We start from the raw sequence: 26448 nt of genomic DNA, 5'->3' as shown, positions 1-26448 counted from the left end.
TGTTCCATTAGTATCAATTTAGGGGCCGAACATTTCGGAAATTCACATAATATCATACACATATATAGAACAATCTCTTTGTCAACATCTTAATACGAGTTTTAAGCTTGAATCCGTATTTTTGTCAGTTGTCCTTCATATATAACATCTAAGGTTCTAATTTCTGAAGTATCTTATGTACCAAAAAAGGATGGAGTAATAAAGTTTTTGTGCTGTAAGAAGAGAAGGAGGACCCCATGAATTGGTTTAGCATTTTGTCACATGAATCATACGAGCTCCACCATCATTTTAAAAGGTTTTCTCATTCTAAAAAACTCGTATTAGCCGCCCTTTTGTCTGCAATTGCAGCTATCCTGCAGTCAACCGGAAACTTTCTCCCAGGGATCGGTTATTTCATCAGTCCTTTTGCCACTCTCCCTATCCTGATTTGCATCATTATATCTATTCCCTTTGGGCTTCAAAGTTACGTTTTAACATTTCTTTTACTGATTCTGATCCAGCCTGGAGAATCTTTCGTTTTCCTGTTTACAACAGGGGTAGTTGGTTTAGGAATTGGAATAGCTCTTCTTATTGTAAAAAGGCGAATTGGCATCATCGTTTTTACGTCTATATTATTAACCGGCGGGATTTGTTTTCTTCTGTATATTGTCCATTTCCCTGTTTTAGGTCCAGTTGCCAGTACGTCTCCTTCATTAAAAGTTATAGGATTTATTTACATTTTTTCTTTTATGTATAGTTGGATATGGGCTGAATTAAGCAGGTTGATCTTTAAGAAATGGTCCAAATTGATGGTAAAATATAGGTGAGTTTGGGGTTTATTGCCAAGAATATGAATTTCTTTATAAATGTAAAAAACATATAAAAGTGCCAGGGAATTGTTATTCCCTGACACTTTTATATTCAATTCTAATTATTTATCATCATTTCTCTTATACTTTCGTTCACTTTGTGAATCATTCTTAGTCTTAAATTTCCTCTTTTCATCTTCCATTTCTATTTTCAGATCTTCTAACGGTATAGGATCAACAAATTCCTGACCTTCTTCAAAAGCATTCCGTTTTTTCTCTTTTGGTGATTTTTTATCTTTATTATTCATATTTTTCACCTCAGATATATCGTTTAGTATTATATATCCTTTACTTATAAGTATTAAACATCTATCCGTGACCTAACGCATGTTTTTTGTTATCCTATAGATTCAAAGGAAACCTTTATGGAGGGTTAAGCATGAGAGAATTTAAAAAGCTGAACAACATCGATATGATCGATTGTTTTTTAAAAGATAACACACTTTCATTTCTCTATATATCACGTCCAAATTGCAGTGTATGTCATGGACTGCTGCCACAGGTTCAGCTATTAATGACGAAATACCCCAAGATTAAACTTGGCCATATTAACGCAAATGAAGTGGAAGAAATCGCTGGTCGTTATTCTATTTTTACCGTTCCTGTATTATTGCTTTTTGTTAAAGGAAAAGAGTATGTACGTGAAGCACGAATTGTACACATGGATCTGCTTGATGAAAAAATTAATAAAATATATGATAATGTGCTTTGAAAATCATCTGGATACCCAGTAAATTTTAGCACTTGTAAAAGCAATGAAAACTATTCCTCAAAGCTCACCTGGAACAGATCTGATGTGAGATAGTATTTTCTCATTGAATTCTATTATTTCAATACAGAAAACTGCGCACCAATCCATGTTCTAACCGGTTAAGATGTAAAGCACCAGCCCTAGCGACTGGTGCTTTACAATTAGGATATTCAATCACAAAACTTTACTTAAAAACGACTTCGTCCGCTCTTGCTGTGGGTTTTTAAACAGCTCTTTTGGAATGTTTTCTTCGACGATGAGACCTTCATCCATAAAAATAACTCTGTCGCCCACTTCTTTTGCAAACCCCATTTCATGTGTGACAACAACCATTGTCATTCCTTCCATTGCAAGCTGTTTCATAACCTCTAAAACTTCACCGACCATTTCTGGATCCAATGCTGATGTAGGTTCATCGAAAAGCATGATTTTCGGCTGCATTGCTAGCGCTCTTGCAATCGCGACCCGTTGTTTTTGTCCACCTGAAAGTGAATCTGGATAAGCATTCTCTTTTTCAGCAAGCCCTACCTTCTTCAAAAGCTCTCGGGCATTTTGTGCCGCTTGGTCCTTTGAAACCCTCCTAACTTTTAGCGGAGCAAGCATGATATTTTCGAGGACCGTTTTATGCGGAAAAAGGTTAAAGTGCTGGAATACCATCCCTACTTCTATGCGAACTTTATTAATATCCACTTTTTTATCAGTCGTGTCTACACCTTCAATGTAAATATTACCGGATGTGATTGTCTCTAGTTGATTGATACATCTTAAAAATGTTGATTTCCCTGATCCTGATGGTCCGATTACTACCACAACCTCTTGCGGTTTAACTTTTACATTAATATCCTTTAACACTACATTATGTCCAAACGACTTTTTTAAATTCTCAACTTTAATCATACTGTCTTCAGCCTTCTTTCAAGCAGATTAAGTAGGGAACTTAAGGTAATCGTGAGCACTAAATAAATGAATGCACTCGCTAAATACGGCTCCCATACTTTAAAATATTGGCCGCCCATTGCTCTTCCCCAATACATTAATTCGGGGGCAGCAATAACTGAGAGTAATGATGAATCCTTCAATAAAACAATAAACTCATTTCCAAGAGGCGGGACCATTCGTTTAAAAGCTTGCGGTAAAATGATATAACGCATTGCTTGAGAATGGGTCATGCCAAGTGATCGTGCCCCTTCCATTTGTCCTCTATCAATTGACTGAATACCTGCACGAAAGATTTCTGCAATATATGCTGCTGCATTTAAGGATAAGGCAATTACTCCCGCAATAACTGCATTTGTTTCCCCCGCAAATAATGGAACTACTCCAAAATGGATTAGGAAAATTTGAACCAATAACGGTGTTCCACGAAATATTGTAATATAACAATAAAACAGAGAGGATAATATCTTGTTACTAATAATACGGCCTAGTCCTATAAACAATCCTAACACTGATCCAAGGATGATAGATCCTAAAGAAAGGCCAATTGTGAGCAATGTACCTTGCAATAGATATGGTAAGTATTCAATAATAATATCCCAACGAAAGGTCATTGAGACCCTCCTTCCTTATGAACGATTTGTAGTATTTATTTCTTCATCTCCCACAGATTTAAAAATTGCGTAACTTTATGTACCATAAGTTACGCAATTTTTGCCTACTGCTGTTCTTTTAACGTTTCAAGATTCGGCTCTACTCCAAACCATTTTTCATAGATTTCAACATAAGTACCATTATCATAAAGAGTATTAAGAGCTTGGTCGAACTCCGCTTTTAATTTGCTACCTTTCGGAAACATAAAACCATAGAATTCCTGTTCAAAACTACTGCTATCTTCTACAACTTTTAGCTTTTGATCCGAATTGTTTTTGACGTACTCCTCAACAACCGTGTTATCCGCAACTACCGCTGCTGCTCCACCCTGAAGCAATTCTTGAATTGCAATATTATTATCCTCAAACTTTTTGATATCTTTATGGTTTTTACCAAGCAATTTTTCAACTGCTTCAGATCCAGTTGTACCTGTTTGAACAGCGACAATATGACCTTTTAATTCTTCTCCTGATTGAATTGCGCTATCTTCTGGAACCAAGATTTTATTTGTAGATAAGAAGTATGGGTGTGAAAAATCAAAGGTTTGTTTTCTTTCATCATTAATAGTAATCGCACCAATAGATAAGTCAGCTCTATTAGACTCTATTTCTACAAAAATAGGATCCCAACCAACATGTTCAATCTCCACTTCATATCCTGTTTCTTCAGCTAGTGCATTGATTAAATCAACATCAAAACCAACAATTTTATCTCCATCAAAATACTCAAATGGTGCATAAGCTGCATTTGTCACAATTCGTAGAGAGTTTTTTTCAGACGATTCTTCTCCCTCTGTTGATGTTGCGTCTTTACTGCTGCTAGTTCCACAAGCTGATAGTATCAACAGGAATGTAGAAATAATCACGAAAAACAAGAATGACCTTTTTTTCATTTTACTTCCCCTTTTCACAATCAGAATATTATTGAATTAATCATATTTATGTAAATATTAATAATATATGAATAGTTCTACATTTGTTTGATAAACATTGCAATATATTTACCAAACAAAAACTGATAATCTATTTTACAATATAGTAACAAGAACTAATATCGTCTATTCCCCTCAGAAGTCTACCTTCCACAAACGTTCTTTGCATACAGTGATATATTGCTAGCTGCCAATACAAATTTATCATAAACATCTGATCAAACTCGTAAGTCTTTTGTAGTATTTTAAGTTATTTATTTTCCAAGCAGTCCAGGTACAATGCAAAGTTAACTAACACATAATACTTAAAATCACTCTTATCTTCTTAAAATGAAACATATTTCCCCAGAAGTTATTGTCCTTAAACTCATTCCTTATCAACTGGGGATTCGATATGGTCTTTGTATGTATCAATGTAAACTGCCCCATTTGTTCCAAGAACTGCGTAAAAAACGTCATTAATGGATAATCCTCGTTTTTGAATTTCAACTTGTAACCACTTATGATTCAGATTGTTCTCTTTTAAATTACTTTCAACAATATGCCCGTCCATAATCAATTCAATAGGAAGCTTCGATTCTGGTGCAGTAAATATCCCTATATCCTGTTTTGTCACATGGCGGAAATTCGGTTTTTTTTGAACGGATAACGTTCCATTTGTTTCCAAAACCGCAAAAAGAACTTCACTGATTTCAAATATGTCCTTTTCTCTTAACTGTTGATTGAGATAATCCAGTGTGTACCGCATTTTTTTCATATTGCCCTCTAATATTTTTCCGTTTTCAATCACAACGGTGGGATTGCCTGCCAAAAACCTACGAGTTTTAATTCCCTTCATCGACATATAAGCCGCTACAAAAAGAATCGCAATCATAATGGCGAATGATATGAGCACGTTATGAAATTTTAATGAAGTATTAAAAGCAAGATTAGCAGCAATTGAACCAAGTGAAATGGAAGCGACAAAATCGAAAATTGTCATTTTTGATATGGTTTGTTTTCCTAAAATTTTGGCCCCTATCAATAATATGCAGAAGGAGCCAATACTCCTTAGGATTACTTCCAACTGTTCAGCCATGTGAAATCCTCCGTTTCTAAATATGTTAAATATGGATAAGATTTAATAAAGTGTTTAACCCTTTTCGAATACAATTCAAAAAGAATTAACAATAAGCGTATTCAAAGTATGCTCGTATACTCGAGGTTTAAAAATAGTATCGATAATGAACCATTAACAATCCAATAAAAACGACGCCAACAGCACCTAATATAGATGGTGAAGGAGATAATGCCTGCAATAAATGAAATCCACCACGTCAATTTAAGGAGGAGATATCATTTTTCTTTCGGTGAATTCAGCCATAGGTTTCCCCATATATTTATTAGTATTAAAAAATATATGTGAACACTAAATTACGACATTTTCTATTGTTGTATTATATGGCATCAAATATATACAGGATTCCCTTGACTTTGGCAATGCATTAAATAACTTTTAACGTGGTTACTCTTAATCTCCTCAACATTTAGAATCTCATTTCATGGCAATAATCAGTAAAACCACCTAATAAAACTTTGTAATTTTGAATATTTACCTCTGTGGTATTCTTATATTTGCGTTCACCTTTCACAACTAAAAAGACTACCTCCTTAGGAAGTAGTCTTCTCAATACTAAATGTTTACACAATGCACTGGTTCAAAGAATTGGCGATGATAAATTACATCATGCCGCCAAGTAAAAATTTCTATGAGCAAAAATATGAGAATTATAACACCAGCAATTTATCTTTCATTAACAATGAATGCCCCAATTCGATAAATGAGGCAAGTTCAATTAATAAATCCATATTTTTAAGTAAGATGTTCTGTAACACCATCCTTTAACCATTTTGCTGTCAATGTTTCTGCATTTAACATTTCTTCTGGTGTGCCTTCAAATAGAATATGTCCGCCTTTTTTTCCTCCTCCTGGACCTAACTCTATTACCCAGTCACTCGCTGCTATAAAGTCTAGATTGTGTTCGATTATTATAACGGAATTACCTCTGTTTACAAGATTTTGAAATACTTCTAAGAGTATTCCGTTATCCTTTTTGTGCAGTCCTAAGGATGGTTCGTCTAATAGGTAGATTTGTCCCTCTTTCTGTATGTGGCTAGCAAGTTTAAGGCGTTGGACTTCTCCTCCGCTTAGAGAACTTGTCGTCTGTCCTAAGGTTAAATATCCTAATCCTACGTCTTTAAGCGTATTCACTCTTTTTATGATTTTATGTTCTTTAAAATAGTTCATAGCCTCTTCTATTGTTAAATTTAAAATCTCAACTATATTTTTATCCCGATATCGATATAATAGTGTTTCGTCTGAATATCTCGTTCCATTACATGCTTCACAGCGAAGAGTCACTGGATCTGCGAATGCTACGTCTGGCGTTGTGACTCCTTTTCCTTTGCAAATAGGACATGCTCCTAAGGAGTTAAAGCTGAATAATCCCGCTGGTTGTCCTGTTTCTTTCGAAAATATTGAGCGAATGTCATCCATTATTCCCATATATGTGGCTAGTGTCGAACGGTTCGAGATTCCTATACTACTCTGTCCAACCTTTATGGTTTCTGGATACTTTTTAGTGAATGCTTCCAACATTAAGGAGCTTTTACCTGAACCAGATACTCCGCATATAGAGACTAAGACGTTTTTAGGAATATTTACGCTTATATTTTTTAAGTTATTGTTAATTGCACTTTTTATTGTAAAATAACTTTCTATATTTCTTGGATTTTTGTTTATCAATAGCTTGTGGTTTAGGTTTGTTGCGGCTTTAGATTTATTTAGCCCTTCTAATTTCCCTTGATAGATAACTTCTCCTCCATTTACACCTGCTCCTGGCCCCAACTCTATGATTTCATCCGCTGCTTTTATTACAGACAGATCGTGTTCAATAACGATAACGGTATTATGTTGGGATTTTATACTTTTTAGCATCTGTATTAACATATCCACTTCTTCCGGATGGAGTCCCGCACTCGGTTCGTCGAAAATGTATGTGATGTTGTTTAGGCTGCTCCTTAAATGACGAGCGATTTTTACCCTTTGAGCTTCTCCACCGGATAAGGTTCCCATTTTTCTTGATAAACTCAAATATCCTAATCCCATTTCAACTAGTTGAATGATATGTGGAATTGTTTGTAGTGCGATAGATTTTCCCATAGGATCTTTTATCCTCTTTAGTTCTTCCAGTAGTTCTGTAAGCTCTAATTGGTCATATTCTGCGATATTTAAACTATTTATTCTACATTCTAATACCTTTGGGTTTAGGCCTGAACCTTGGCAAGTTGGGCATAAGAATTGAGTTGATACGGCTAAGACGTCATCTTGGCTTACTTCTTTTAGTTTTGAGATATCTCTATTGATATAAAGGCGTGTAAATCTGGGCAATAACCCATCCCAATCATGTCTTTGAGGTCCGTTTTTTGTGTGAAACGGTGCATTGACTTTTTTACCTTTTGGGGGACCATATAATAGCAGATTACGTTTTTCTTCTGAGTAGTCCCTTATTGTTTTATCCGGATTGAATAATCCGCAGGTCATCATCCATCTGCCTTGCCAACCTGAAGGTGATAATGGCTTAAATTTCACTGCATAATCTCGAAGTGACTTATCGAAATCAATTATCTTATTTTGGTCTGGCGCAATGACCTCCCCAAATCCACTACATTCTGGGCATCTGCCAAAGGAACTTTGGCTTGAAAATTCGTGTGCAGAACCTATTGATGGTTTTCCTATTCTTGAAAACAAAAGTCTAATTAATGGATTTATATCCATATAGGTGCCAACTGTTGAGCGAGAATTGCCCCCGATAGGTCTTTGCTCTACTACTACAACCGGGCTTAAGTTTTGCATCAGGTCAGCATGAGGCCTTTCGTACCTTGGCATTTGATATCTAACATAGTGAGGATAGTTCAAAGTCATTTGTCTTCTGCTTTCTGTTGCTAATGTATCAAAAACAACCGAGCTCTTTCCTGAGCCTGAAAGACCAGTAAATACGATGATTTTTTCTTTCGGTATATTTAAATCTACATTTTTTAAGTTATTTTCTTTAAGCCCTCTTAAAATGATTTCATCTTTTATTTCTGACACATTATCATCCTTTCTGATTTTATTTACTAAGAAAGCGCCAAAGATACTTTAGACTCCATCAATCAGTCGCTTTTGAATAAAGTCTTACACCCTCCCCATTTTCTCAACTTTTTCGTATCACTTGATCTGCAAAACTTTTTATTAATACAAAGCATAAACCCTTGTAAAATAAAATCAAGGGATGCCCCCTGATAGTAAAGGGTATCCCTGTTTTTCTTAGAACCTACCTCAAACGCTCTTTCAAAACTTTATTCTCAAGCTAAAATGAAAACCCGCTTGTAAACAACTCTCAAAAAACCTGCCCTACCTTCGCTTAACTCCGCCCCGAAATGGCATTTGTAAAAGCCATGAAGACTCTCCCCCAAAAAGTTTAGATGGAACTGAATCTGCTGGTGAAATTAGAGGCCAAATTATCCATTCACAGATAAACTTAAACTTCATGCAAAGTGGTTTCTACAACTCGTAACCTGTGATAAATTGGGACGGTTCTCTAGACGAAGGGCCACAAGGACATGGTTGAAGTGACCTACTCTAATCTCTTTAAAGTGGTCTTAAGTGCCTGTCCCCGTGGTCCTCTTTCAATTGAAATTTTATCAAATTGCCTTATTAATATTACCCTAACAAATTATCAATCTTTAGAGTAGGTGCAAAAAACTACATGTATGAAAGGAATAAGAGATAGCTAAATTTAAAAGGTTCTAAATCATAAATCCTTCTAATTTAAGAATGATTCACTAATATTTTCCTTTTCTATGTTTACCAAAAGGGAAAAAGTGAAACAGTAAAAATGAACAACTAAAAGGAGTGTTCCTATGACAACCTATAATAAACTCGTACGTGACCGTATTCCGGAGATCATCGAAGACTCCGGTAAAGATTGTAAAACAGAAACACTAAATCAGGATCGTTATATTTTGGAACTGAAGAAAAAATTATTTGAAGAAGTAGAAGAATACCAGCATGCAGCAACAAAGGAAGATGCATTGGAAGAGATCGCTGATCTATTAGAAATCATCAATACTTTGGTGAAAGATGTTCACGGATCTTCCATGGAAAAAGTAGAAGAAATTCGTTCTCTTAAAGCTGAGAAACATGGAAGCTATGTAGAAAAAGTCTTTCTTTTAGAAGTTGAAGATTAGATATGAAGGTGTTTTTTTAAGAGATTCCACTTTGTTTAGGGGAATCTCTTTTAGTACTAAATTTGCAGATTTTTAACCAGACGATTTTGTATGATTTTATTACAACTTTCTAAGTTTACGCCCCACATGATAAAGAACAGAAAAAAGAGGCTTACAATAAGTTTAGTAACTTAGTGAAAGACCTCTCCAAAAATTTTATAACCCGTAAATAATTCACATAACCATCATTATATGCGAGGACCTTTTTCTGTACCTTTAAAAATATAATCATCGGTGAGTTTTTGAATAATTATCATCCAAAGACAAAATAAAATCCACCAGCACCTCCTGATACTCTCTCACTGAATCAACATCAACCATTTCGTTCTCCCCATGCCAGTCGCTGCCAACAGGCCCAAATTCTACGGCCGAACCTCCGTACTCGGTGAAAAACTGACCATCGTTGGAACCGTGTTGACCGAAAATGTTTACTTTTTCGAGCTGGGTAATTCGCTTAATTGATTCGCCCAATGCTTCTACATAAGGATTGTCTGCTTTTGTTTTGACCGGATTATTGAGCATATGAGTTGTTACGGTGCTGTCTGTTATTGCCTGAATCTGTTGAACGATATCCTCAGGAGATTGGTCTGGCAGATATCTGATATCCAGAGAAATTTCACATAGATCGGGTACCTTATTATAGACGGTTCCTCCTTGAATTTTCGCGAGATTGATAGATGGCCGATTAAACATAGGGGTGCTTTCTTGTGCAAAAGGAAGCTCTAAAATTTCTTCATAGAGACTAATCGCTTTGGTGATTGCATTCGCGCCTTCCCATGGACGACTCCCATGAGCAGGTTTCCCCTGGACGATAATATCGAGCTGAAGCACGCCTTTAGATTGGATAGCAATCCCCATATTTGTTGGTTCACCACAAATAATAAAATCTCCCAAATAGCCTTTCTCTGTTAAATATTTGGTTCCGTTAATGCCGCCGGTCTCTTCGTCTGGAACGATTTGAAGCATGACCCGGGATGTTAAGTCACTGTCTTTCAATTGTGCTGCTGCCAACATGGATGCAGCGACTCCTGCTTTCATATCGACTGCACCGCGGCCGTACATTTTTCCATCTTTGATATAGGGTTGGAACTGCCTTTCCTCTGCTTCAATAACATCGATATGTCCGTTTAATACGATCGTTCGATCACCTTGACCTATTTCACAAACGAGCATGTGAAATCCTTGATTCTCTAATTTTATTACGGGGAGACCGTGGTCTGTTAACCACTGTTCACAATAGGAAATTGCTTTGTTCGCACCAGCTTTAGTAGAGCTGTCTATTTTTATTAGCTCTTCTAATAAGGGGATTGGATCGCTCATTTTATCCCTCCTGTATTTATTAAAGCTTCATCAAATGTTTCACTTTGAATGTTATTCTTCAAGTGCTTGCCTCACCTTTTGTTTATTTATTGGAACAACAATATCATGTCGTGCTAGCTCGATATCAGGTTTTTGATGCAGCCAAGCCTCTTGTACCTCTTTCCCAGCGGTTAGTGCTATAATCGCAGCTGGAATATCCGCTCCTGCTAAATGGGTAAATGCATAGCCGCCGCCAAATCGGGGATTGATGTCAATAACGTAATAATCGGTACCATTGAAATAAACATCCGTGTTCATATAACCTGCATGGCCAAAGCTTTCGCCTAATCGCTGTGCGATGTCTGTTAATTCCGGGATATTTACCGTAATGCACCTGTCAATATCTCCGCCCCTCATACCTAATTGCTTCCGAGCGAAACAGGTAAGAAAACGGCCATTTAAATCGTTAAACATATCGACACTAAATTTATCTCCTACTATCACTTCCTGAATAATGACATTGTCCTCAGGTTCTTTGGATGTCGCGTCATCCAATGGGCTTTCTTTAATCTTTCGAACGGCATGCTGATAGGCAAATTCCATATCCTCTACATTATCGATAATTTCAATGCCTATTGAAGCCGATCCATTACGGGGCTTCACGATTAACGGAAAGGATACTTCTTGTTTTTCCAATGCCTTCTTTGCATCTTCAACAGTAAAATAGGAGAGCGGAGTCTTAACGTCCAGCGGATCCAGCAGCTCCTGGTACTTTCCCTTGTCCCTTACTTTTTCGACAATATTGGAATCTGGTGCGAATACAGATACACCTAATTCCTCCAGTTCTTTTTTATGTGCAGATATATCCGGTACTTCCCAATCATTTAATGGGACGAGACAGTCCACATGATGTTTCTTACAAATCTCAATTATTGCTTCCATATAATTTGTATCTGTTTGCTGTGGAATTACATAGTTTTCGTTCCCTGCTTGGAGCGATGGGGCATTATATTCAGGATCTGCAGCAATTATTTCCCCGTCGATGCCAGCATCTTTTAAAGCATCCTGAAAAAATCCTACAAAGTCAATTCTTCTCGCAGTTGATGTCAATAAGATGTTCATTTATTCTACTCCTCGCTATTTAAATCATTTTTTAAAAGATAGATACTAATATTTACCCTTCAAGTTAAAATTTAATCTTCCTATTGTAATTCCTGCAAAGAGGAAACCTGTGATTTTAGATTAACAGTTAAACATGCTTTTATTTCAAGTTTCAGCTTTGTTCAAATCAAAGCTCTATTTTTATCTATCTGAGATATTTATGTAGTATCTGTCTTCTATTCTTTTTCTTGTTTACATATTAGGAAATCGGGTACAAATCCAAATATAATGAGCAATAGAAATAGGAGGGATTTATCTATGGCTACAAAAGAACTTGACCTTGCCATGCATGAAAAATTAGAAGTACACGAAATATTGTTATTTAAAACGTCCTGTTTAAAGAAAGGCACAGCTATGCTAGAACTTGTAAAAGATAAAGATTTAAAGAAGATATTAAAAGAAGATGTTGAAGCATCCACTAACTCGGTCAAAGAACTATCAAAAATTTTGAAAAAGGCATAGAAGGAGGATATACATGGCTACTAAAACGGAAAAGTTAAATAATATTAAAGAGATTATTGATGACCAAACAATCGCAACTGACCTGCTGCTGTCTGCTAAATCCGGTGTAAGATCATTGGCAGTAGCTATTACAGAGACAGCAACACCTGAAGTTAAAAAAGTATTAAAAAAAGAATTAGAAATCGCGATTGACCTGCATGATAAAATTGCACAATTCATGATAGAAAAAGAGATGTATCATGCATATGATATCAAAGAACAAGTTTCTCAAGACCTCCAAAATGGGAAAAAGGCTCTGAAAATAGGAGGATAACAATAGTTAATAATTCAGCCTAGAAAGCGAATTTAATATGTAAATAAGGTGAGAAAAAGGTCATGAGTTAGACTCATGACCTTTAAAACGTTGAGACATAATGGTTTTAGATGCTTGTTACATCCTGCCGCCCATTAATGACTATCTAAAACAGAGAAAAAATATGAGCATTTATTAAATAGTTGTTAACTAATTAGATAACTGAAAAAAATGTATGATAAGTAGCTTTTCCTCAATATTAAACTCTATTAGCTGTGCAAGCTTCCCCTCAGCCAAGGACGAGGACGATAGGGACCAATTGGGATTTGGATTAGGCTAGTCTTTCCTTTTTGATTCATTTTATAGAGTTCATCACTCAAATTCGCGTCAAATCCGAGAAGCGGGTGCCCTCCCATCCCAAGAGCTGATGCAGCCAAAAGCAATCGTTGCACGAGCATGCCTGCTTCCATCTGTTGGATTCGGTAACCCCTGTATCCTAGTTCTGTTTTATAGAATTCCTTATCACCAGCTACATGCAGGCAAAGTGGCACTTGGAGCAAATTCACATTATCCAGAGACATTCCAGTCTGCAAATGGAGTCGATGGTCTCCAGGGCATATTTCTCTTAATATATGCTTTGCGCTGTCATAATAGTAAGCCCCATTTGAAATACCTTCGACATTATATAAACAGCTGTGAATTGTTACACGAGGGCCATTACTCCTATATGCTTCATCCAAATCATTTCTGTATGAAAAAGAAGCCGTTGCCTCTTGAAGAAGGGTGGCCAGTTGTTGTTGACTAACCTTCCCTAAATTGAAATCCATGTCGGGAGAAAATCGGTTCCCGCAAGCCTCGGCCAGATCATACGACAGGGGCTTTACTTGAGGCAATGCCATCGTACGCTCCACACGTTCAGGAACTTCCCTTCCCACGATCACCCGAAATGAAGATGTGGAATCCAGTTTAGAGGCTTCATTCATAGCAGTTATCATCGGATATTCTCTGACACTAAGTGACCGCTCGATATGTTCTGGTTGAATTGCTGGCAGCTCTTGTTTCAATTCTTCCGATATAATATTTTTGTATAGATCCCTTCCGTTAGCAGACCAGATAGTGGCTTCCACCGATAGCGGGATTACACTATATACGCTCTCCTCCAGTTCCGATAGTCCAAGCAGATGATTGATTGCGTTATCAAGAAATTGAAAGTACACACCTGACGCGAAGCCAAACCTTTTCGATACCTCCATTAACTGTCCAATCAGCACACCAGCATCCAACCCTTGAAGTCGATACGCAAAGTTGTTGTATTTAAAGAAATTTTTCCAGAACATTGTCGACACAAAGACAATACCAAAACACGAGGAGATGTCACACCGATTGCCCAAAGCCCTGGCTAAATAGGAATCGAAATTCCCTTCCCTCAGTAACACCAGACTATGGTGTGCTACATCATAATGATATACTCCATCTGGGAGTCCCTCTACCTTCAAATACACGTACAATTCGTTAGGATACAGCGCCCCGCCAGAAGGAGCAAACCGCCGATACGACTGCAAAGGGAAAGAATCTTGTTCTGTGGAATCCTTTGGAAAGACGGATTGGCTCAATTGAGTAAAACCGAATACATACCAGAGAAAATGACCGACTCTATTCAGGTCCAGTCTTGCGGGAGGTTCTCCTCCAGTAAGCGTCAGCGGTACTTCCGTGGACAATGGAACAACCGGTAATCCACGATAGAGTTTATATGCAAGAGGTGCATCTTCCCAATTCACTTCCCAGTTCGGCTGATTTGCCTTATCAATATTAAAATGAAGGTTATGCAAAAATTCTTCCAGACTCATCCTCTACCTCCTAATCACTGGTTAAGGAAACGGGTGTGGATATGGATTGAGTTGTTCTGGTGTCAATGGTTTATTCGTAAACCTTAGCTCCATAGGGACCTGGAGTACCCTCTCAAGCCCAGTCAGACGAGTAAGGTGATGCCCGAATGTCATCGGCAGCATCCCCGGAATCAGTACTTTTACGCAATGTAATCTGTTTCGTATCGTTTCCGGTGTCGACTGGTCTACTATAATTACATCTAGGTTTAACTGACGGAACACCTGAAGTATGTCTTGCAAATCATCGGTAAGATCCGTATGATTCGACTTCCACTTAAACTCCTCCTTAAACGTCCGCATTGGGTCATTGTTGTCAAGCAAAAAACTTAAGCGCTCTTCTGCTTGCGGCAAACCGTAAAGCATGCCGTGGTCACTCATCTGTCTAACTAAGGAAGAATCATGCAGCATTCTTTCATATTCCTCCTGGTTCTCCTCAAAATTTTCATCAAGGTTCAGCATCATGCCGGCAAGCTCGTGAACTGCGCTTTTCACCGCCCGTACCGGATCCAGATGAGCTCCGGCTGCACAGATGAGATTCAATCCCTTTTCCTTTCTGTTTTTAGCCATTGCCCAAATACTTGGAATACCATGTTCCATCGTGGAATTATACAAATACAAATCATACCCAGCAACCGCTCGCATCCGTTCGACCATTAATTCCAACTCCTGGTCGTCAGCTGTAAAAGGATCCAGCCGCGGAAGATTCAGCTTCGCGTACCATGTCATCAGGAATGAATCACGCTCGACCACTTCCATAATTCCGTAGAAAATGGCCTCCTCTAAACTTCCCCCTAGCGCACAGCCATTGGAAGTTTCATAGATAAAACCTTGCGACCTGTGTCCAACACTATAATAGGCAAGGAGCTCAGGTACCAGTATGGGACGCTCTTCTAACAACGAATAACCCCATACCCAATTAATCGAACGGTCAGGATCAAACGATTTAAATGGAAAACCGCGCTGCGCATATTGTTCCTTTGCGTGTACACCTACCTTTAATGGATTGAGTGCTTGATTTTCCAGGTTACGAAAACTATCATGTACTACTGTCCGTTTGCCACGTGGCCCTAAACCGCAGTGCCGCTCCACTCCCTCTAAAATGGCTGTCAACACGCTTTCTTCGTATGAATGAGTCCGGCCAGCTGTCCCTTCGTCCCCTGCTAACATAGGCAGATTGACACTCGCATCGGCAAATGGAGGCACTAGGTCATACATTTTACTATTCAAAAGACCAGTACGATTATCCAGATAGTCTTTGACAATAGCTTCTTTCATTTCATCCAACGGACGACAGCGGAAACTGTTGGAACTGACTTTCGGACTTGGCTGCAATGAAATACGGGCTAATGCTTTTGAATCATCAGGTAATTCACCACAGACAGGACATAACGGGTTGGGCAGAAAAGAATGCCATGAGCTATTCAGTGTTTTCAAGTCAGTTAGATATACTTTCCCTTTCGAATAAGCCTGCTCACCTTGTAATATATTCTGTACCTCAACTCCAATCAGGTAAGCCATTTGCAATAGTCCGTTACTAGAAGCCCACGGGTCACTTCCCATTCCTCTGGCCACATCCGGCCTCTGTTGTACCTCCCACATCTCTGTACGGTCACGTCCTCCCATGAGACGTCTCATGTCCGCGCATTGAGAACAACCGGCTGCACCTGGGCGTACAAGCGGACCAACTATACCTTCTCCAAATGAAACGAAGCCTCTGAGCCAGGGAATACCAGTCTTTTTTAACACTTCTTCTGCCTTTTGATGAACAGAGGGGTCCCAACCATCATCCAAAACAAGGGCCAAATCTGTATTTTTTGGAACTCCCTCTTCAAAATTGGACTTGCGAATAACTTGATGGTGTGCTGACAGTTCATTACTAACAAGTTCTGCCAGCCCCCCTTCTCCGACAATCAACACGAAGGAACTCATTGTGAATCCTCCCCTCGCAGCAAAACACCAAACACCCCGTCTAGTTGCTCTTTAAAATCAGGCTCAAGTCCTAATTCGAACACTAAGACCCGTTTTCCATTCCTTTTTAATATTTCCGTGGCTCCTTGTAGGACGTCAGCTTGTATCCTCTCTTGACTCGCAGGAATACTAAGACTAACCGGCATTTTCTCTTCCAAAAATACGGACGTTGCCTCACAGGCTAGTTCATTAGAGGAATCAGATTCGTTTTGCACTTTTATAAGGGCCTGCTGTAATGCCCTCCGTAACGCCATTGTTATATTTAAATCTGCACTGCCATACCATCGATCTTTCGTACCTACCCATACTACAGGTAAACCGGATACTTCCTTTCCTGTTCCGATAATTGGTGCTCCCTGCATCGTAGTCAATGCCTCTAAATAGAACCGGCATCTCTCATCTTCTATAGAACTCAACTGTACTAGAGAAACAGAATACTTCTGATTAAGTTGTTGCTTGCTAAGCTCCTCTGCCAAACACTTTTGTAACCCACGGCCTACACCTTCCACAAACGATTCACCAGCGCCAACCCCGACAATTTCCTCCGATACTACTAAACTTTCTTCAAGCGGCAGAGTATTACCGGCCAAACTGACCATTCGAGACCCATATGTTTCGATCCCAGTTAGTCCTGCTTCTCTTCGTGCCTCCTCATGAGTTAAACCTGAACAGACAATGTCCTGCATCACCCCAGCTGGTCCCTCTGACAAGGGGTCGACTACCTGAACGCGACACTGAGCTAACGGAAGCTGCTTTAAATCTCCCTCCTCCCAAATATGGAAGATTCCCGATTCCTTTGATGTCAACTTGTTGAAATAAAGAAGTAATTTACCTGACTCAACTTTCTCTAAGCCTATTTGGAGCCGGTTTTCGACATCGCCAACCCATTCAGCGAATATATCGCTCGTTACTAGCGGATGAGGCAAAAACGAATGCCAGTTTCCCTCCAATGTTTCCAAATCCAAAAGAAAAATTCTATTATTCTGTTCCAATTCCCTGACCCCTGTAACCTCTTTAAACAATTCAAATACGATCACATTGGCTAACAACGATCCCGGAGTTGCAGAGAAGGAGGGGAATTGCTTATTTTTGAATAAGGCAGAATGGTGTAAACGGAGCCATGCGGACTCCCAGCACACCTCGGAATCTGGATGTACTAATGGACCTGCTAAACCCACCTGTTGCAGGCATATAGCGGGAAGAAACATTTTCTTCCCTTCCCTGCAAACTTTATGAAGAAACTTAAGTTCCTCCAGTTCTCCCTCCTGACTCACATACAAAATTGAATCAAAGGGCTTCACTATTTCCCGCCAACTCTCCTCCTTTTGCGGAACCTCCTTTAAGTCAACCTCTGGGTCTTTTTTTCGTGCATGTTCCACGAGTTCATTTAACCTCTGTCTATTGGTCGGAACCTCGTCTGTGATTAGTACTTGGATTTTAGTCAAACCGGATTCAATCAAAGAAGAAACCAATGAATTTAAAATAGGGCCAGAGCCAACTGCCAGCACTTTGGCCTGACGAAAAACTTGAAAACGTGCTGCCCCAGAACCAACTAAATTGTCCACAAATTCAATTTGCGATGCATGCTTTTTAAGATGATAATCCGACAATTGATACGGAAGGTCCTGGCTTAAATCACGAACATACCCATTTGCATACAGCACTTCTACAATTTCATATACTCTATCCCGGTATGGGCCAGGCAATTCGTTAGTTAATTGCCCTAACGTATACTCCCCATTGAACATCGGTAACAATTTTTCAACCCATTGATCAATTCCGCTACCTTCGATACGAAATGAACTTAAGTTGTTTCGAAAATACACACCTTTGTTTGGTTCAGGGAGATAAAACGTGTCCCTTTTCACTTTCAGACGCATAGAAGGTTTCAAATTTGTCATCTCTATCCTCCTAACCCCTTGTGACCATAATTGTTCATTATCACTACCACTACCATCGTATGTACAGCAATTTGTCCATTATGCCTTAACTTATATTGAAAGACCCCTGCAACAATACAGGGGTCTCTCTCAAATAAAAAACTAAACTATTAACCGTCTTAAATGCCTCCCTAGCCGTGACATCTGAAGCAATGTGAGCAACGAGCACAACTAAAGCAGTTAAAGCATCTAAAACAGTTAAAGCAGTTAAAGCACCGGAACCCAAAGCAGCTAAAACCAAAGCATCTGCCAAAACCAAATCCGAATTGCTCCCCTGATTGATCAGTATAATACTCATTTTGATCCCAAGGGACTGCCTGAGTCGCTTGGAAATCACCAACATTTAACATTTGAAGTTCATTTTGGAAATCATTCATTTACTTTTCCTCCTCAATAAAATGTAAAATAGGTATTAAAAACTTGAAACGGAAACAGACGAGTTAAATCGAAAAGAACTGTATACCAGATGAATACATTTATATTTCGAATACTCATCAACACATTATGTAAAATAGATGGGTATTGTTACTAATACAGGAGCCTAATTTTACGGAATTGGTAAAACCGGCAAATTGTTCATCGAATGAAATAGCTGATTCCCATTCATCCAGATTAAAATTAACTTACAAATCACCATTTTCTTGGAATCCTTGTTTAATTTAGATAAGTTGTAAAAATCAATAGTATCGATTATCGCTTTTTCGATAGTGTGTTAAGTTGCCAAAGAATATTTTTATGACCAATATACCTCATTTCATATCAAAAAGGCCCCCAACCAAAGTGGTTGAGAGCCTGAAAACACCAAAATTTAACATTTTGATAACTGTGCTGCACGACAAGCGCCTTAAAGTCCGTACTTTTTATGTTCTTTTATGGATGGATACAACATGAGGAAATGCAAACAAAAATGATTCTTCAAAACACCTAATACTATTGCGCTTTTACAAATTAATTACAATCGGGAAAAATACCGTTCTATGCGTTTCGTGGTCAAAATGTGGTACATAATTATACAAATTAAAATTATAATTAATCACGTCCCATATATTGCTCAAGAAAAGTAGCCACCATAGAGTAAACATAGATTTTATCCTCTTGTTTCACTATGTTATGCCCCTCTCCTTCAATGCGATGATAGGTAACGGGATGTCCTCGTTGCTTCAGTTTATTGACGATTTGCTCCGACTCGCCAACGGGGACACGAGGGTCATTTACTCCGTGGATGACTAGCAAGGGAGCCGTAATTTTGTCAGCATGATTAAGAGGATCAATCTGATTAAAAAAATCCGCATCCTGTTTAACCGTACCGTATTCAATTTCTCTAAGCCGTTTCCTCCAGGGACTGGTTGTTTGGATAAACGTTCGCAGGCTCGACATTCCTACAATATCAACTGCGGCCGCCCATAAATTAGGATAGTGACTGATCGCCGCAAGTGTTAGAAATCCACCATAACTTCCTCCGAGAACAGCGATTTTACTCGCATCAATATCTGGATCTTGTTTGAGTAAGTCTACTAGGGATATCACATCTTTTAGGGCATCCATCCGTTTCCGTGCATCATCCAAATGGGTATACGTCTTTCCGTACCCTGTGCTTCCACGGAAATTAGGTGTTGTGATGGCAAAGCCCTCGCTTAGTAAATATTGCAAAAGTGGGTTGTAGGATGCCCGGCTTTGACTTTCAGGTCCACCATGAAGATAGATGACAACTGGATGTTTCTTAGCAGCTGGCTTTGGCTTATAGTAAAAGAAAGGGATTTGAAGACCGTCAAATGAACGATAGGATAGCAGTCTTGGCTCGGTTAGTTCTCCTCCTTCGAGAGGTTTGCTTATATTCATTAACGGCTGGGCCTGAAGAGTTGGAAGGTGAAGTGCCCATAGTTCTGAGGGGTGCGCAGGTCCATTTAATTTAAAAAGCAGCATTTGTCGTTGAGGTAAAAAGGTGAGATTGGTAATCACGCCCATTGGGGTTTCCCATGTATAAAGAGTCCCTTGATTCAAATCAAACAAATATCCTTTTGAGATTCCACCTTGATTTTCAGTAAAAGCAAACAGGTTATTTTCCTTATTAAAGGCCAATCCTTCAAAATCCCAGTTCCCCCGCAGCAGCCAAGTTAATTGTTTGCTGGGCAAATGAATATACGCCAGTCCATAGAATTCACTATCTTTGTTGGACAATAGATATATCTTATCTCCATTGTTACTGAAATGGATATTACGGTAGCTCGCTTCTCCTGAATGCTCCGTAATCCAGTCGATGTTTCCAGTTAATAGAGATAAAATCCCTAAATCTTGGTCCAGTGCAGAGTTCGTTCTTCTGACCAATAATGCATTTCCATTAGGAAACCATCTTTCAACAGAAAACATCCCATCTGCGGCAAACACTAGATGAGATTCTAAAGTCTCTAGACTCTGGATATAAATATCTAAAAAGGCTGGGTTCCGTCGGTTGCTGGACCAGGCAATCCATTTTCCGTCCGGAGAACTTCCCCCATATAGATGAACATGTTCAGGCGAGTCGGTCAGTGAGGTGAGCATACCATTTTCCTTGAGGAGAAATAATTGCTCCCTTTCATTCCCGGTCACATCCATTCCGATAATTAAATCCGACGTGCCAGTAACATATTTTAAGAACGTAATCCTTTCCGATGCAAAAGATGGCTGCTCAGGTCTCCTTTGATCTAAATCCCACTTCTCTACTCGAGGCGATCCCATATATTCCACTATCACACTTATTTGATTACTGTTCGGTTCACAATCAAAATCTCTAACCGTACGCTGATTGACATAAGGATCTGGAACCATTTTGGTCATTTCCTTCCCACCCATTCTTTAGTCTGTGAAAACAGTTTGGAATTTCCTTAAAATGTTCTTGATATTATCAGACGTTCAGATTCATTATATTTGGGCAGAGTGGGCAGTATGCATGCACTGCTTAAATCTAGTAGAAAGATTTACTAAGACCGTATTTTTTACGTTCATTTATTTATTCCTAAACCCTTGATTTAATAACCATTTTATTGTGTAGTTATAAATTGAATAAATACAATAATAATTAAAAAAACACCACAGCGTGCATGAGACACACTGTGGCTTTTATCATCTATTATTTAATTCTCTACCATTAACGAAATTTCCGTCCGCTTTACTGCTTTACCAGACTTCCCACTTATATAAATGCATTCAACAGCATGCTAATACTCATTTTCCAATCCATTGTTCCATTGCTTCTATTAATCACTCGTTTTCCGTAGGTTTCATCTTTTATTTTTTCCATCCGATCATACGCAATACTTTTAAAAACAGCTATATCCATATGCATCATTAATTCCTCCCTTATAATTAAGAATACATTCGGGAAGACATCTGGTCTTCGGCTCAGGGCCTGAAATTCGGTAACAATTGTTTCCTACCTAAGATTCAGAACCTCTGCATCTTAGGTCTGAATTTATTATAAAAAAATAAAGTAATGTGTTTGAACCTCGATTATACGAGAGCCACCTCAATAATTTTAGTAAACATTCCCTGTTACCTCCTTTCTCGAAAATCAACTGCTACATACTTATTAATGCATGAAAGGGTTGTAAAAACTAGCGAAAGAATAATTATAATCGTTTTGTACCATCCGGTTTGTGAAACAATTCTTTACTTTTTTTCAGCATTAGAAAACTTGGTTGTCACCAAGCCTTTGGGTGACAGCCTTAGTTGCACTTATGTAGTAAGAAAGTCGTTATACTTTCTAACCTACCAAAAAAGCGTCAAGCTTGGTCTTGCAGCTTCACGCTTTTATAAGCTATATCAAAAATTTATTATTGATTTCTTCGCATTTTATAAATAATTTTTCGTATGCTATCAATTGATAAATGGAATTTCCGCTCCAATTCTTCAATTGATTTTCCATTATTGTATAACTGGAAGATCTCCTCATTCCGTTCAGCGATTAACGCTCTCGTTCCACTCACTTCTCCCCATCCTGCCCGTTCTTTTTTTGCTTTTGGGATATAAATCAAGTCACCTTGAATATATTTCTGCATTTCTTTTAGCAAACTAGGGGGAAGGACCTCTTTTGCATTTTTGTATTGCACGATTTACGTCCTCCTTGTTAACAAGCACATCTATACCGAAATTAACCTGTATAACTTTCATCACGTAACAACTCCTTTCCAAAAATTTTATTAAAACAGTCCTTCTCATAGCAAATTATAAATGATTTCTCCTATTATGGAAAGATTCAAATTTTCCAATAATTTAAATCGGAAAATTGGTATTCACCAAGCTTCTATGGCGATATGCCTTAGTTGCACTTATACAGCGGAAGCAAGTTTGCTTTCTTTACTGCTAAATAAATAGGGACCGCATCGTGATACGGTCCCATTCAGTGATTCCCGCTATGCGGAAATCACCTCAGAATTTGTGATCAATATAATCAGCCTCCTTTCACAAGAGTCTATCGGTCCGACACCTTAATTAACGCATACTTTCCGCTTCATTCTCAAGTGAAAGAATGATTATAATTGTTTTATCCTAAAGTATACCCGCTTTCTTATCAGTGTGTATTCGGATATAAGAGTAAGATAACGAAATATATCATTGCGGAAATAGGATTCCACTAAAAAACGGGTCAGTCCCCACTACTATCACTGCAGTGAGGACTGACCCTTTGAACATAGGTATTTTACTCAACTTGCTGTCATTTTTTCTTTGCTAATTGATGCTTCACTTTCAATAGATACTTTATCAGTTTTAACAACGAGTAGACTAATGAAAGTTGCAATAGTGAACAAAGCCACAATGACATATAACACTATTGTATAGGATTCTGTCTTTTCAAGAATAAAAGCACTGAGCTGATTGCCTGTTAATCCTGCGAGTGCCCAAGCAGATAAAGCTAATCCGTGTACAGTAGAAATACTATCTAAACTAAAGCGGTCAGATAACAGCGGTGGTAAAGATGAAAACCCGCCACCATAACCTGCATTTATCACACAGAGCAAGATGATAATAAGGATTGCTATAGAATTATTAATCCCATCAAATACAATCGTTATTAATATGGCTGCTACCGATGACATAAAAATAATTTTATAGATTGAATTACGATCTTCTAATCGGTCACCCCACGCGGAGAAAACAATCCGTCCACCTGCATTGAAAATAGCTGTTAACGAACTAACTAAACCAATCGCTCCATATCCAATGAACGCTAACATACCTTTTTCTTGTGAAATTAAAGCTAATCCACATGTAATATTAATATAGAACATAAGCCATATTCCGATAAATGTTTTATTTTTTAACACCTTTTTATAACTAAAACTTTGTGTTTGTACATTTTCTTCTTCATATCCTGCTGGTTTTTTTAGAAGCCAGTGGCCAATCACCATCATCACTAAATATACGCCTGCTAAAATATAAAACATGGTGTATATATTTGTCGCATTTACTAACATTCCCTCATTATTTCTTTCACCAAGCAGTTTTTCCATTAAAGGACTTGCGATAACCTTTGCTAAGCCAAAACCTGCAACAGCAAGACCTGTTGCTAAACCTTTTTGCTCCTTGAACCAAAGCATTAATGTTTTTACTGGTGTTAAATAACCAATGCCTAGCCCAATTCCCATCACAACACCATAGGAAAAGTAAATACCGATCAATGACTTTTGATAAATAAAGAATCCTGTTCCTGCCATCCCAGCAACAAAAAATAACGCTGAAAGTAGAGAAGACTTATGTATATCTTTTTCAACCAGTTTTCCACCAAAAGCCGCTGACATGCCAAGGACAAAAATGGCTAAACTAAATGCCCACTCCACTTCACCTACAGGCTTCCCAATAAATAAGGCAATATCGTTCTTAAACAATGACCAACAGTAAACCGTACCAATACTGCAGTGAATCAATAAGGCTGGAAGCACAGCACGAATCCACTTATTATTAAATTTATCCATATGATAACTCCTTCGTTCTATTCAACCTAAAAAACAAACATTAATTTAAGATGTAAATATATTGTCCGATTTTTGATTAAAAATTGCATATTTATAATTATTTTTTAGGTAAAATTAATTTATTTACGAACAATGATAGAATCATTATATATCATTATGATAAATTTACAAATAGTAATTATGTATTAATTTAATGGAGATCAGAAAGTATAAAAGAAGTTCTGGCAATTACATCATAATAGAATTTATCGTAGGAGAGTGATCCAAAATAGGGTCCTGGCAATGAGGTAATAAATTATCTGGAGAAGAGTTTTTTAAAAGGCTAGAGTACATAAATGATGAAGATCTTGCAGATGTGCTTTTGTCACTTCACTGGAAGATATGTCACCCTATCCATCTTGGACAAATTCAACAAACCAACGATGAATTTGATTTGTCTTTCTCCAATATGCAATTTGCGTGTAAAGACTTCTGTAACGAACGCCATATTGTTCAATCTCTTGAATATGAGCTTCAATTTTTTTAAAGGTTTCATTTTCTTCTACATCCGTTTCCTCCTTATCTGTCTTTTCCACATTGTATTAATTTCGTATAGGCGCTATGAATTTCTTCAAACCCCATTCCACCAATCTTTGGAACAGAGGAAAGATACATATCAAGTCCCATTTTAAACCTCCAACGGACGATGGGGCAGGTACCTTTTCCATAAAAGAGGCTGTATATAAACGGACGAGGAACCTCCCTTCATCCGTTGTACTTGTCCTATTTATGCGTAATGTCTAATCTGTACTGGAAAAACTCACATGAAAAGACAAAAACTGCCCTATTTATAAAAATGATTAATATACCCTATAAAATCAAACTCTTACAATACTATCTCAAATTTCCATTAAATTCTTATATATTTTAGACCATTTTATGCTGATAATATACCAGTAGATAATTTCTTAGAGAAATGTGGAGGTAAAAATGGAAAGAAGTATAATAGAAAACGCGGAATTAATCATTTTTGATTTTGATGGCACTTTATACGAGGATACAGATCATTTCGTTTATTATTCGGAACAATTAAAAGAACAGCTGCCAGAAGATGTACAGCCACTTTTTACAAAGGAATACGAAAAGATAGTATCGGGAGAGCGTGTTGTAACAATAGGAAGAGTATACGATGCTGTTCAAGATTATGTACTAAAATTAGATCCGGTTCAGTCAACGGTTACAAAGGCTTGGACTTGGGATGGAAAAGAATTGGAAGCCGATTTAATACAAAAGCTTTATCCGCAACCATTAAATTTTGATTCTGATTCGATAATCGCCATCAGTGACGGATGGTGGATCCCAAATGTTTGTGCAAAGCATTTTGGCATACAAGATACACAATCCGCCTATGTTCAAACGAAAAACTTTATGGCAACGGATCAGTTTCATTTAACCAAAATAACTGGTTTACGAGATGCACTTATACATCTTAAAGAAAAGAAAAATATAGTGCTAATGACGAACAGCCAGAAAGAAAATGTACATCGAATTCTTCAAAATTTAGATTTGCAGAACATATTTGAATATATCATCACTGAAGCAAATAAACCCCTAAATACAAGGAAACATTTTTTAGACCTCTTACAAAAGTTTAATATTCGGCCTGAAAAGGGATTATCTATTGGTGATAATTATATAAATGATATTGCTCCAGCCATTAACATTGGGATGGAAACGGTATATATTGATTTATATGACTCAGAATATACCGAATATAACGGAAGAAAAGTGAAAAGTATATCGGAATTGATTATAGAGATGAATTCACTATAAAAAGTTGTAAGGTTTCATGCTTATTTACAAGTTAGCCAAGGAGATTAAATTCTTTCCAGCTGATTTTATGTCTGCCCAGCATGGATAAGACCTCTAGAGTCCCAAACTGTACCAAAATAATAAAGCTTCTCATCAATTTGTACAGATTGATGAGAAGCCCAAAACTATATAAATTACTTTAGCATTTCACATTTTTCTAGCTAGGAATCCTTACTTATAATATTTTCCAGGCTTATTACTTCATGCAGTA

The 26448-nt window shown here is 37.8% G+C and carries 23 protein-coding genes; 6 read left to right on the top strand and 17 right to left on the bottom strand.

Going from position 1 to position 26448, the window contains the following annotated elements; all coding sequences use genetic code 11:
• Nucleotides 1-236: 236 nt before the first annotated feature.
• Nucleotides 237-806 (top strand): hypothetical protein, encoded by a 570-nt coding sequence (locus CUC15_RS03540; protein WP_114915387.1) that lies wholly within the window; start codon nt 237-239, stop codon nt 804-806.
• A gap of 104 nt (nt 807-910) precedes the next feature.
• Here the strand turns inward: CUC15_RS03540 and CUC15_RS03535 are convergent, their stop codons facing one another.
• On the bottom strand, nt 911-1096 hold the full coding sequence (locus CUC15_RS03535) for a hypothetical protein (RefSeq protein ID WP_114915386.1): 186 nt from the start codon (nt 1094-1096) through the stop codon (nt 911-913).
• 131 nt (nt 1097-1227) lie between these two features.
• Here CUC15_RS03535 and CUC15_RS03530 point away from each other — a divergent pair, with 131 nt between their 5' ends.
• Nucleotides 1228-1560 carry a thioredoxin family protein gene (locus CUC15_RS03530; protein ID WP_114915385.1) on the top strand — a complete coding sequence of 111 codons (333 nt, stop codon included), beginning with the start codon at nt 1228-1230 and terminating at the stop codon, nt 1558-1560.
• A 213-nt stretch (nt 1561-1773) separates the two neighbouring features.
• Here CUC15_RS03530 and CUC15_RS03525 read toward each other — a convergent pair whose 3' ends face one another.
• The 5 genes from CUC15_RS03525 to CUC15_RS03505 all read right to left on the bottom strand — a co-directional run bounded on the left by CUC15_RS03525 (nt 1774) and on the right by CUC15_RS03505 (nt 8252).
• Nucleotides 1774-2496: an amino acid ABC transporter ATP-binding protein gene (locus tag CUC15_RS03525; protein ID WP_114915384.1), complete on the bottom strand. Its 723-nt coding sequence runs from the start codon at nt 2494-2496 to the stop codon at nt 1774-1776.
• On the bottom strand, nt 2493-3149 hold the full coding sequence (locus CUC15_RS03520; RefSeq protein WP_114915383.1) for an amino acid ABC transporter permease: 657 nt from the start codon (nt 3147-3149) through the stop codon (nt 2493-2495). Before CUC15_RS03520 ends, CUC15_RS03525 begins: the two co-directional genes overlap by 4 nt.
• A gap of 104 nt (nt 3150-3253) precedes the next feature.
• Complete coding sequence (locus tag CUC15_RS03515; protein WP_114915382.1) at nt 3254-4081, bottom strand: basic amino acid ABC transporter substrate-binding protein; 828 nt, start codon at nt 4079-4081, stop codon at nt 3254-3256.
• A gap of 406 nt (nt 4082-4487) precedes the next feature.
• Nucleotides 4488-5198 carry a DUF421 domain-containing protein gene (locus CUC15_RS03510; RefSeq protein WP_114915381.1) on the bottom strand — a complete coding sequence of 237 codons (711 nt, stop codon included), beginning with the start codon at nt 5196-5198 and terminating at the stop codon, nt 4488-4490.
• Between the two features lie 774 nt (nt 5199-5972).
• On the bottom strand, nt 5973-8252 hold the full coding sequence (locus CUC15_RS03505) for an ATP-binding cassette domain-containing protein (RefSeq protein ID WP_114915380.1): 2280 nt from the start codon (nt 8250-8252) through the stop codon (nt 5973-5975).
• Between the two features lie 812 nt (nt 8253-9064).
• On the opposite strand from CUC15_RS03505, the gene CUC15_RS03500 reads away from it, so the two are divergent.
• Nucleotides 9065-9391 (top strand): nucleoside triphosphate pyrophosphohydrolase, encoded by a 327-nt coding sequence (locus CUC15_RS03500; RefSeq protein ID WP_114915379.1) that lies wholly within the window; start codon nt 9065-9067, stop codon nt 9389-9391.
• A gap of 267 nt (nt 9392-9658) precedes the next feature.
• Here the strand turns inward: CUC15_RS03500 and CUC15_RS03495 are convergent, their stop codons facing one another.
• Nucleotides 9659-10750 (bottom strand): M20 family metallopeptidase, encoded by a 1092-nt coding sequence (locus CUC15_RS03495; RefSeq protein ID WP_114915378.1) that lies wholly within the window; start codon nt 10748-10750, stop codon nt 9659-9661.
• Between the two features lie 51 nt (nt 10751-10801).
• Nucleotides 10802-11851: an ATP-grasp domain-containing protein gene (locus CUC15_RS03490; RefSeq protein WP_114915377.1), complete on the bottom strand. Its 1050-nt coding sequence runs from the start codon at nt 11849-11851 to the stop codon at nt 10802-10804.
• 297 nt (nt 11852-12148) lie between these two features.
• On the opposite strand from CUC15_RS03490, the gene CUC15_RS03485 reads away from it, so the two are divergent.
• Both CUC15_RS03485 and CUC15_RS03480 read left to right on the top strand, forming a co-directional pair.
• Entirely contained in the window at nt 12149-12352 is a 204-nt protein-coding gene (locus tag CUC15_RS03485; RefSeq protein ID WP_114915376.1) for a spore coat protein, read from the top strand.
• Between the two features lie 13 nt (nt 12353-12365).
• Nucleotides 12366-12665 carry a spore coat protein gene (locus tag CUC15_RS03480; protein WP_114915375.1) on the top strand — a complete coding sequence of 100 codons (300 nt, stop codon included), beginning with the start codon at nt 12366-12368 and terminating at the stop codon, nt 12663-12665.
• A 248-nt stretch (nt 12666-12913) separates the two neighbouring features.
• Here CUC15_RS03480 and CUC15_RS03475 read toward each other — a convergent pair whose 3' ends face one another.
• From CUC15_RS03475 to CUC15_RS03440, 9 genes are all read right to left on the bottom strand, one after another.
• Entirely contained in the window at nt 12914-14491 is a 1578-nt protein-coding gene (locus tag CUC15_RS03475; protein WP_114915374.1) for a SagB family peptide dehydrogenase, read from the bottom strand.
• A 21-nt stretch (nt 14492-14512) separates the two neighbouring features.
• Entirely contained in the window at nt 14513-16459 is a 1947-nt protein-coding gene (locus CUC15_RS03470; RefSeq protein ID WP_114915373.1) for a TOMM precursor leader peptide-binding protein, read from the bottom strand.
• A complete protein-coding gene (locus CUC15_RS03465) occupies nt 16456-18399 on the bottom strand; it encodes a putative thiazole-containing bacteriocin maturation protein (protein WP_114915372.1) in 1944 nt (647 codons plus the stop codon). The genes CUC15_RS03470 and CUC15_RS03465 overlap by 4 nt, the downstream gene beginning before the upstream one ends.
• 170 nt (nt 18400-18569) lie before the next feature.
• Nucleotides 18570-18788 carry a heterocycloanthracin/sonorensin family bacteriocin gene (locus CUC15_RS03460; protein ID WP_242985991.1) on the bottom strand — a complete coding sequence of 73 codons (219 nt, stop codon included), beginning with the start codon at nt 18786-18788 and terminating at the stop codon, nt 18570-18572.
• Nucleotides 18789-19467: 679 nt separating this feature from the next.
• Nucleotides 19468-21252, bottom strand: coding sequence for a S9 family peptidase (locus tag CUC15_RS03455; protein WP_114915370.1), 1785 nt, complete (start codon nt 21250-21252; stop codon nt 19468-19470).
• A gap of 355 nt (nt 21253-21607) precedes the next feature.
• A complete protein-coding gene (locus CUC15_RS19995; protein ID WP_162800256.1) occupies nt 21608-21763 on the bottom strand; it encodes a hypothetical protein in 156 nt (51 codons plus the stop codon).
• 484 nt (nt 21764-22247) lie between these two features.
• Nucleotides 22248-22523, bottom strand: a complete 276-nt coding sequence (locus tag CUC15_RS03450; RefSeq protein WP_114915369.1) for a CD3324 family protein — start codon at nt 22521-22523, stop codon at nt 22248-22250.
• Between the two features lie 594 nt (nt 22524-23117).
• Nucleotides 23118-24386 carry an OFA family MFS transporter gene (locus CUC15_RS03445; RefSeq protein WP_114915368.1) on the bottom strand — a complete coding sequence of 423 codons (1269 nt, stop codon included), beginning with the start codon at nt 24384-24386 and terminating at the stop codon, nt 23118-23120.
• A 389-nt stretch (nt 24387-24775) separates the two neighbouring features.
• Entirely contained in the window at nt 24776-24961 is a 186-nt protein-coding gene (locus tag CUC15_RS03440; protein ID WP_114915367.1) for a hypothetical protein, read from the bottom strand.
• A gap of 394 nt (nt 24962-25355) precedes the next feature.
• On the opposite strand from CUC15_RS03440, the gene CUC15_RS03435 reads away from it, so the two are divergent.
• Entirely contained in the window at nt 25356-26198 is an 843-nt protein-coding gene (locus tag CUC15_RS03435; RefSeq protein WP_114915366.1) for an HAD family hydrolase, read from the top strand.
• Nucleotides 26199-26448 lie beyond the last annotated feature (250 nt).

This window comes from Oceanobacillus zhaokaii, assembly GCF_003352005.1.
GTDB classification, from domain to species: domain Bacteria; phylum Bacillota; class Bacilli; order Bacillales; family Amphibacillaceae; genus Oceanobacillus; species Oceanobacillus zhaokaii.
The sequence above is the reverse complement of the archived record's forward strand: the minus strand, read 5'-3'. Positions and strand labels throughout refer to the sequence as shown.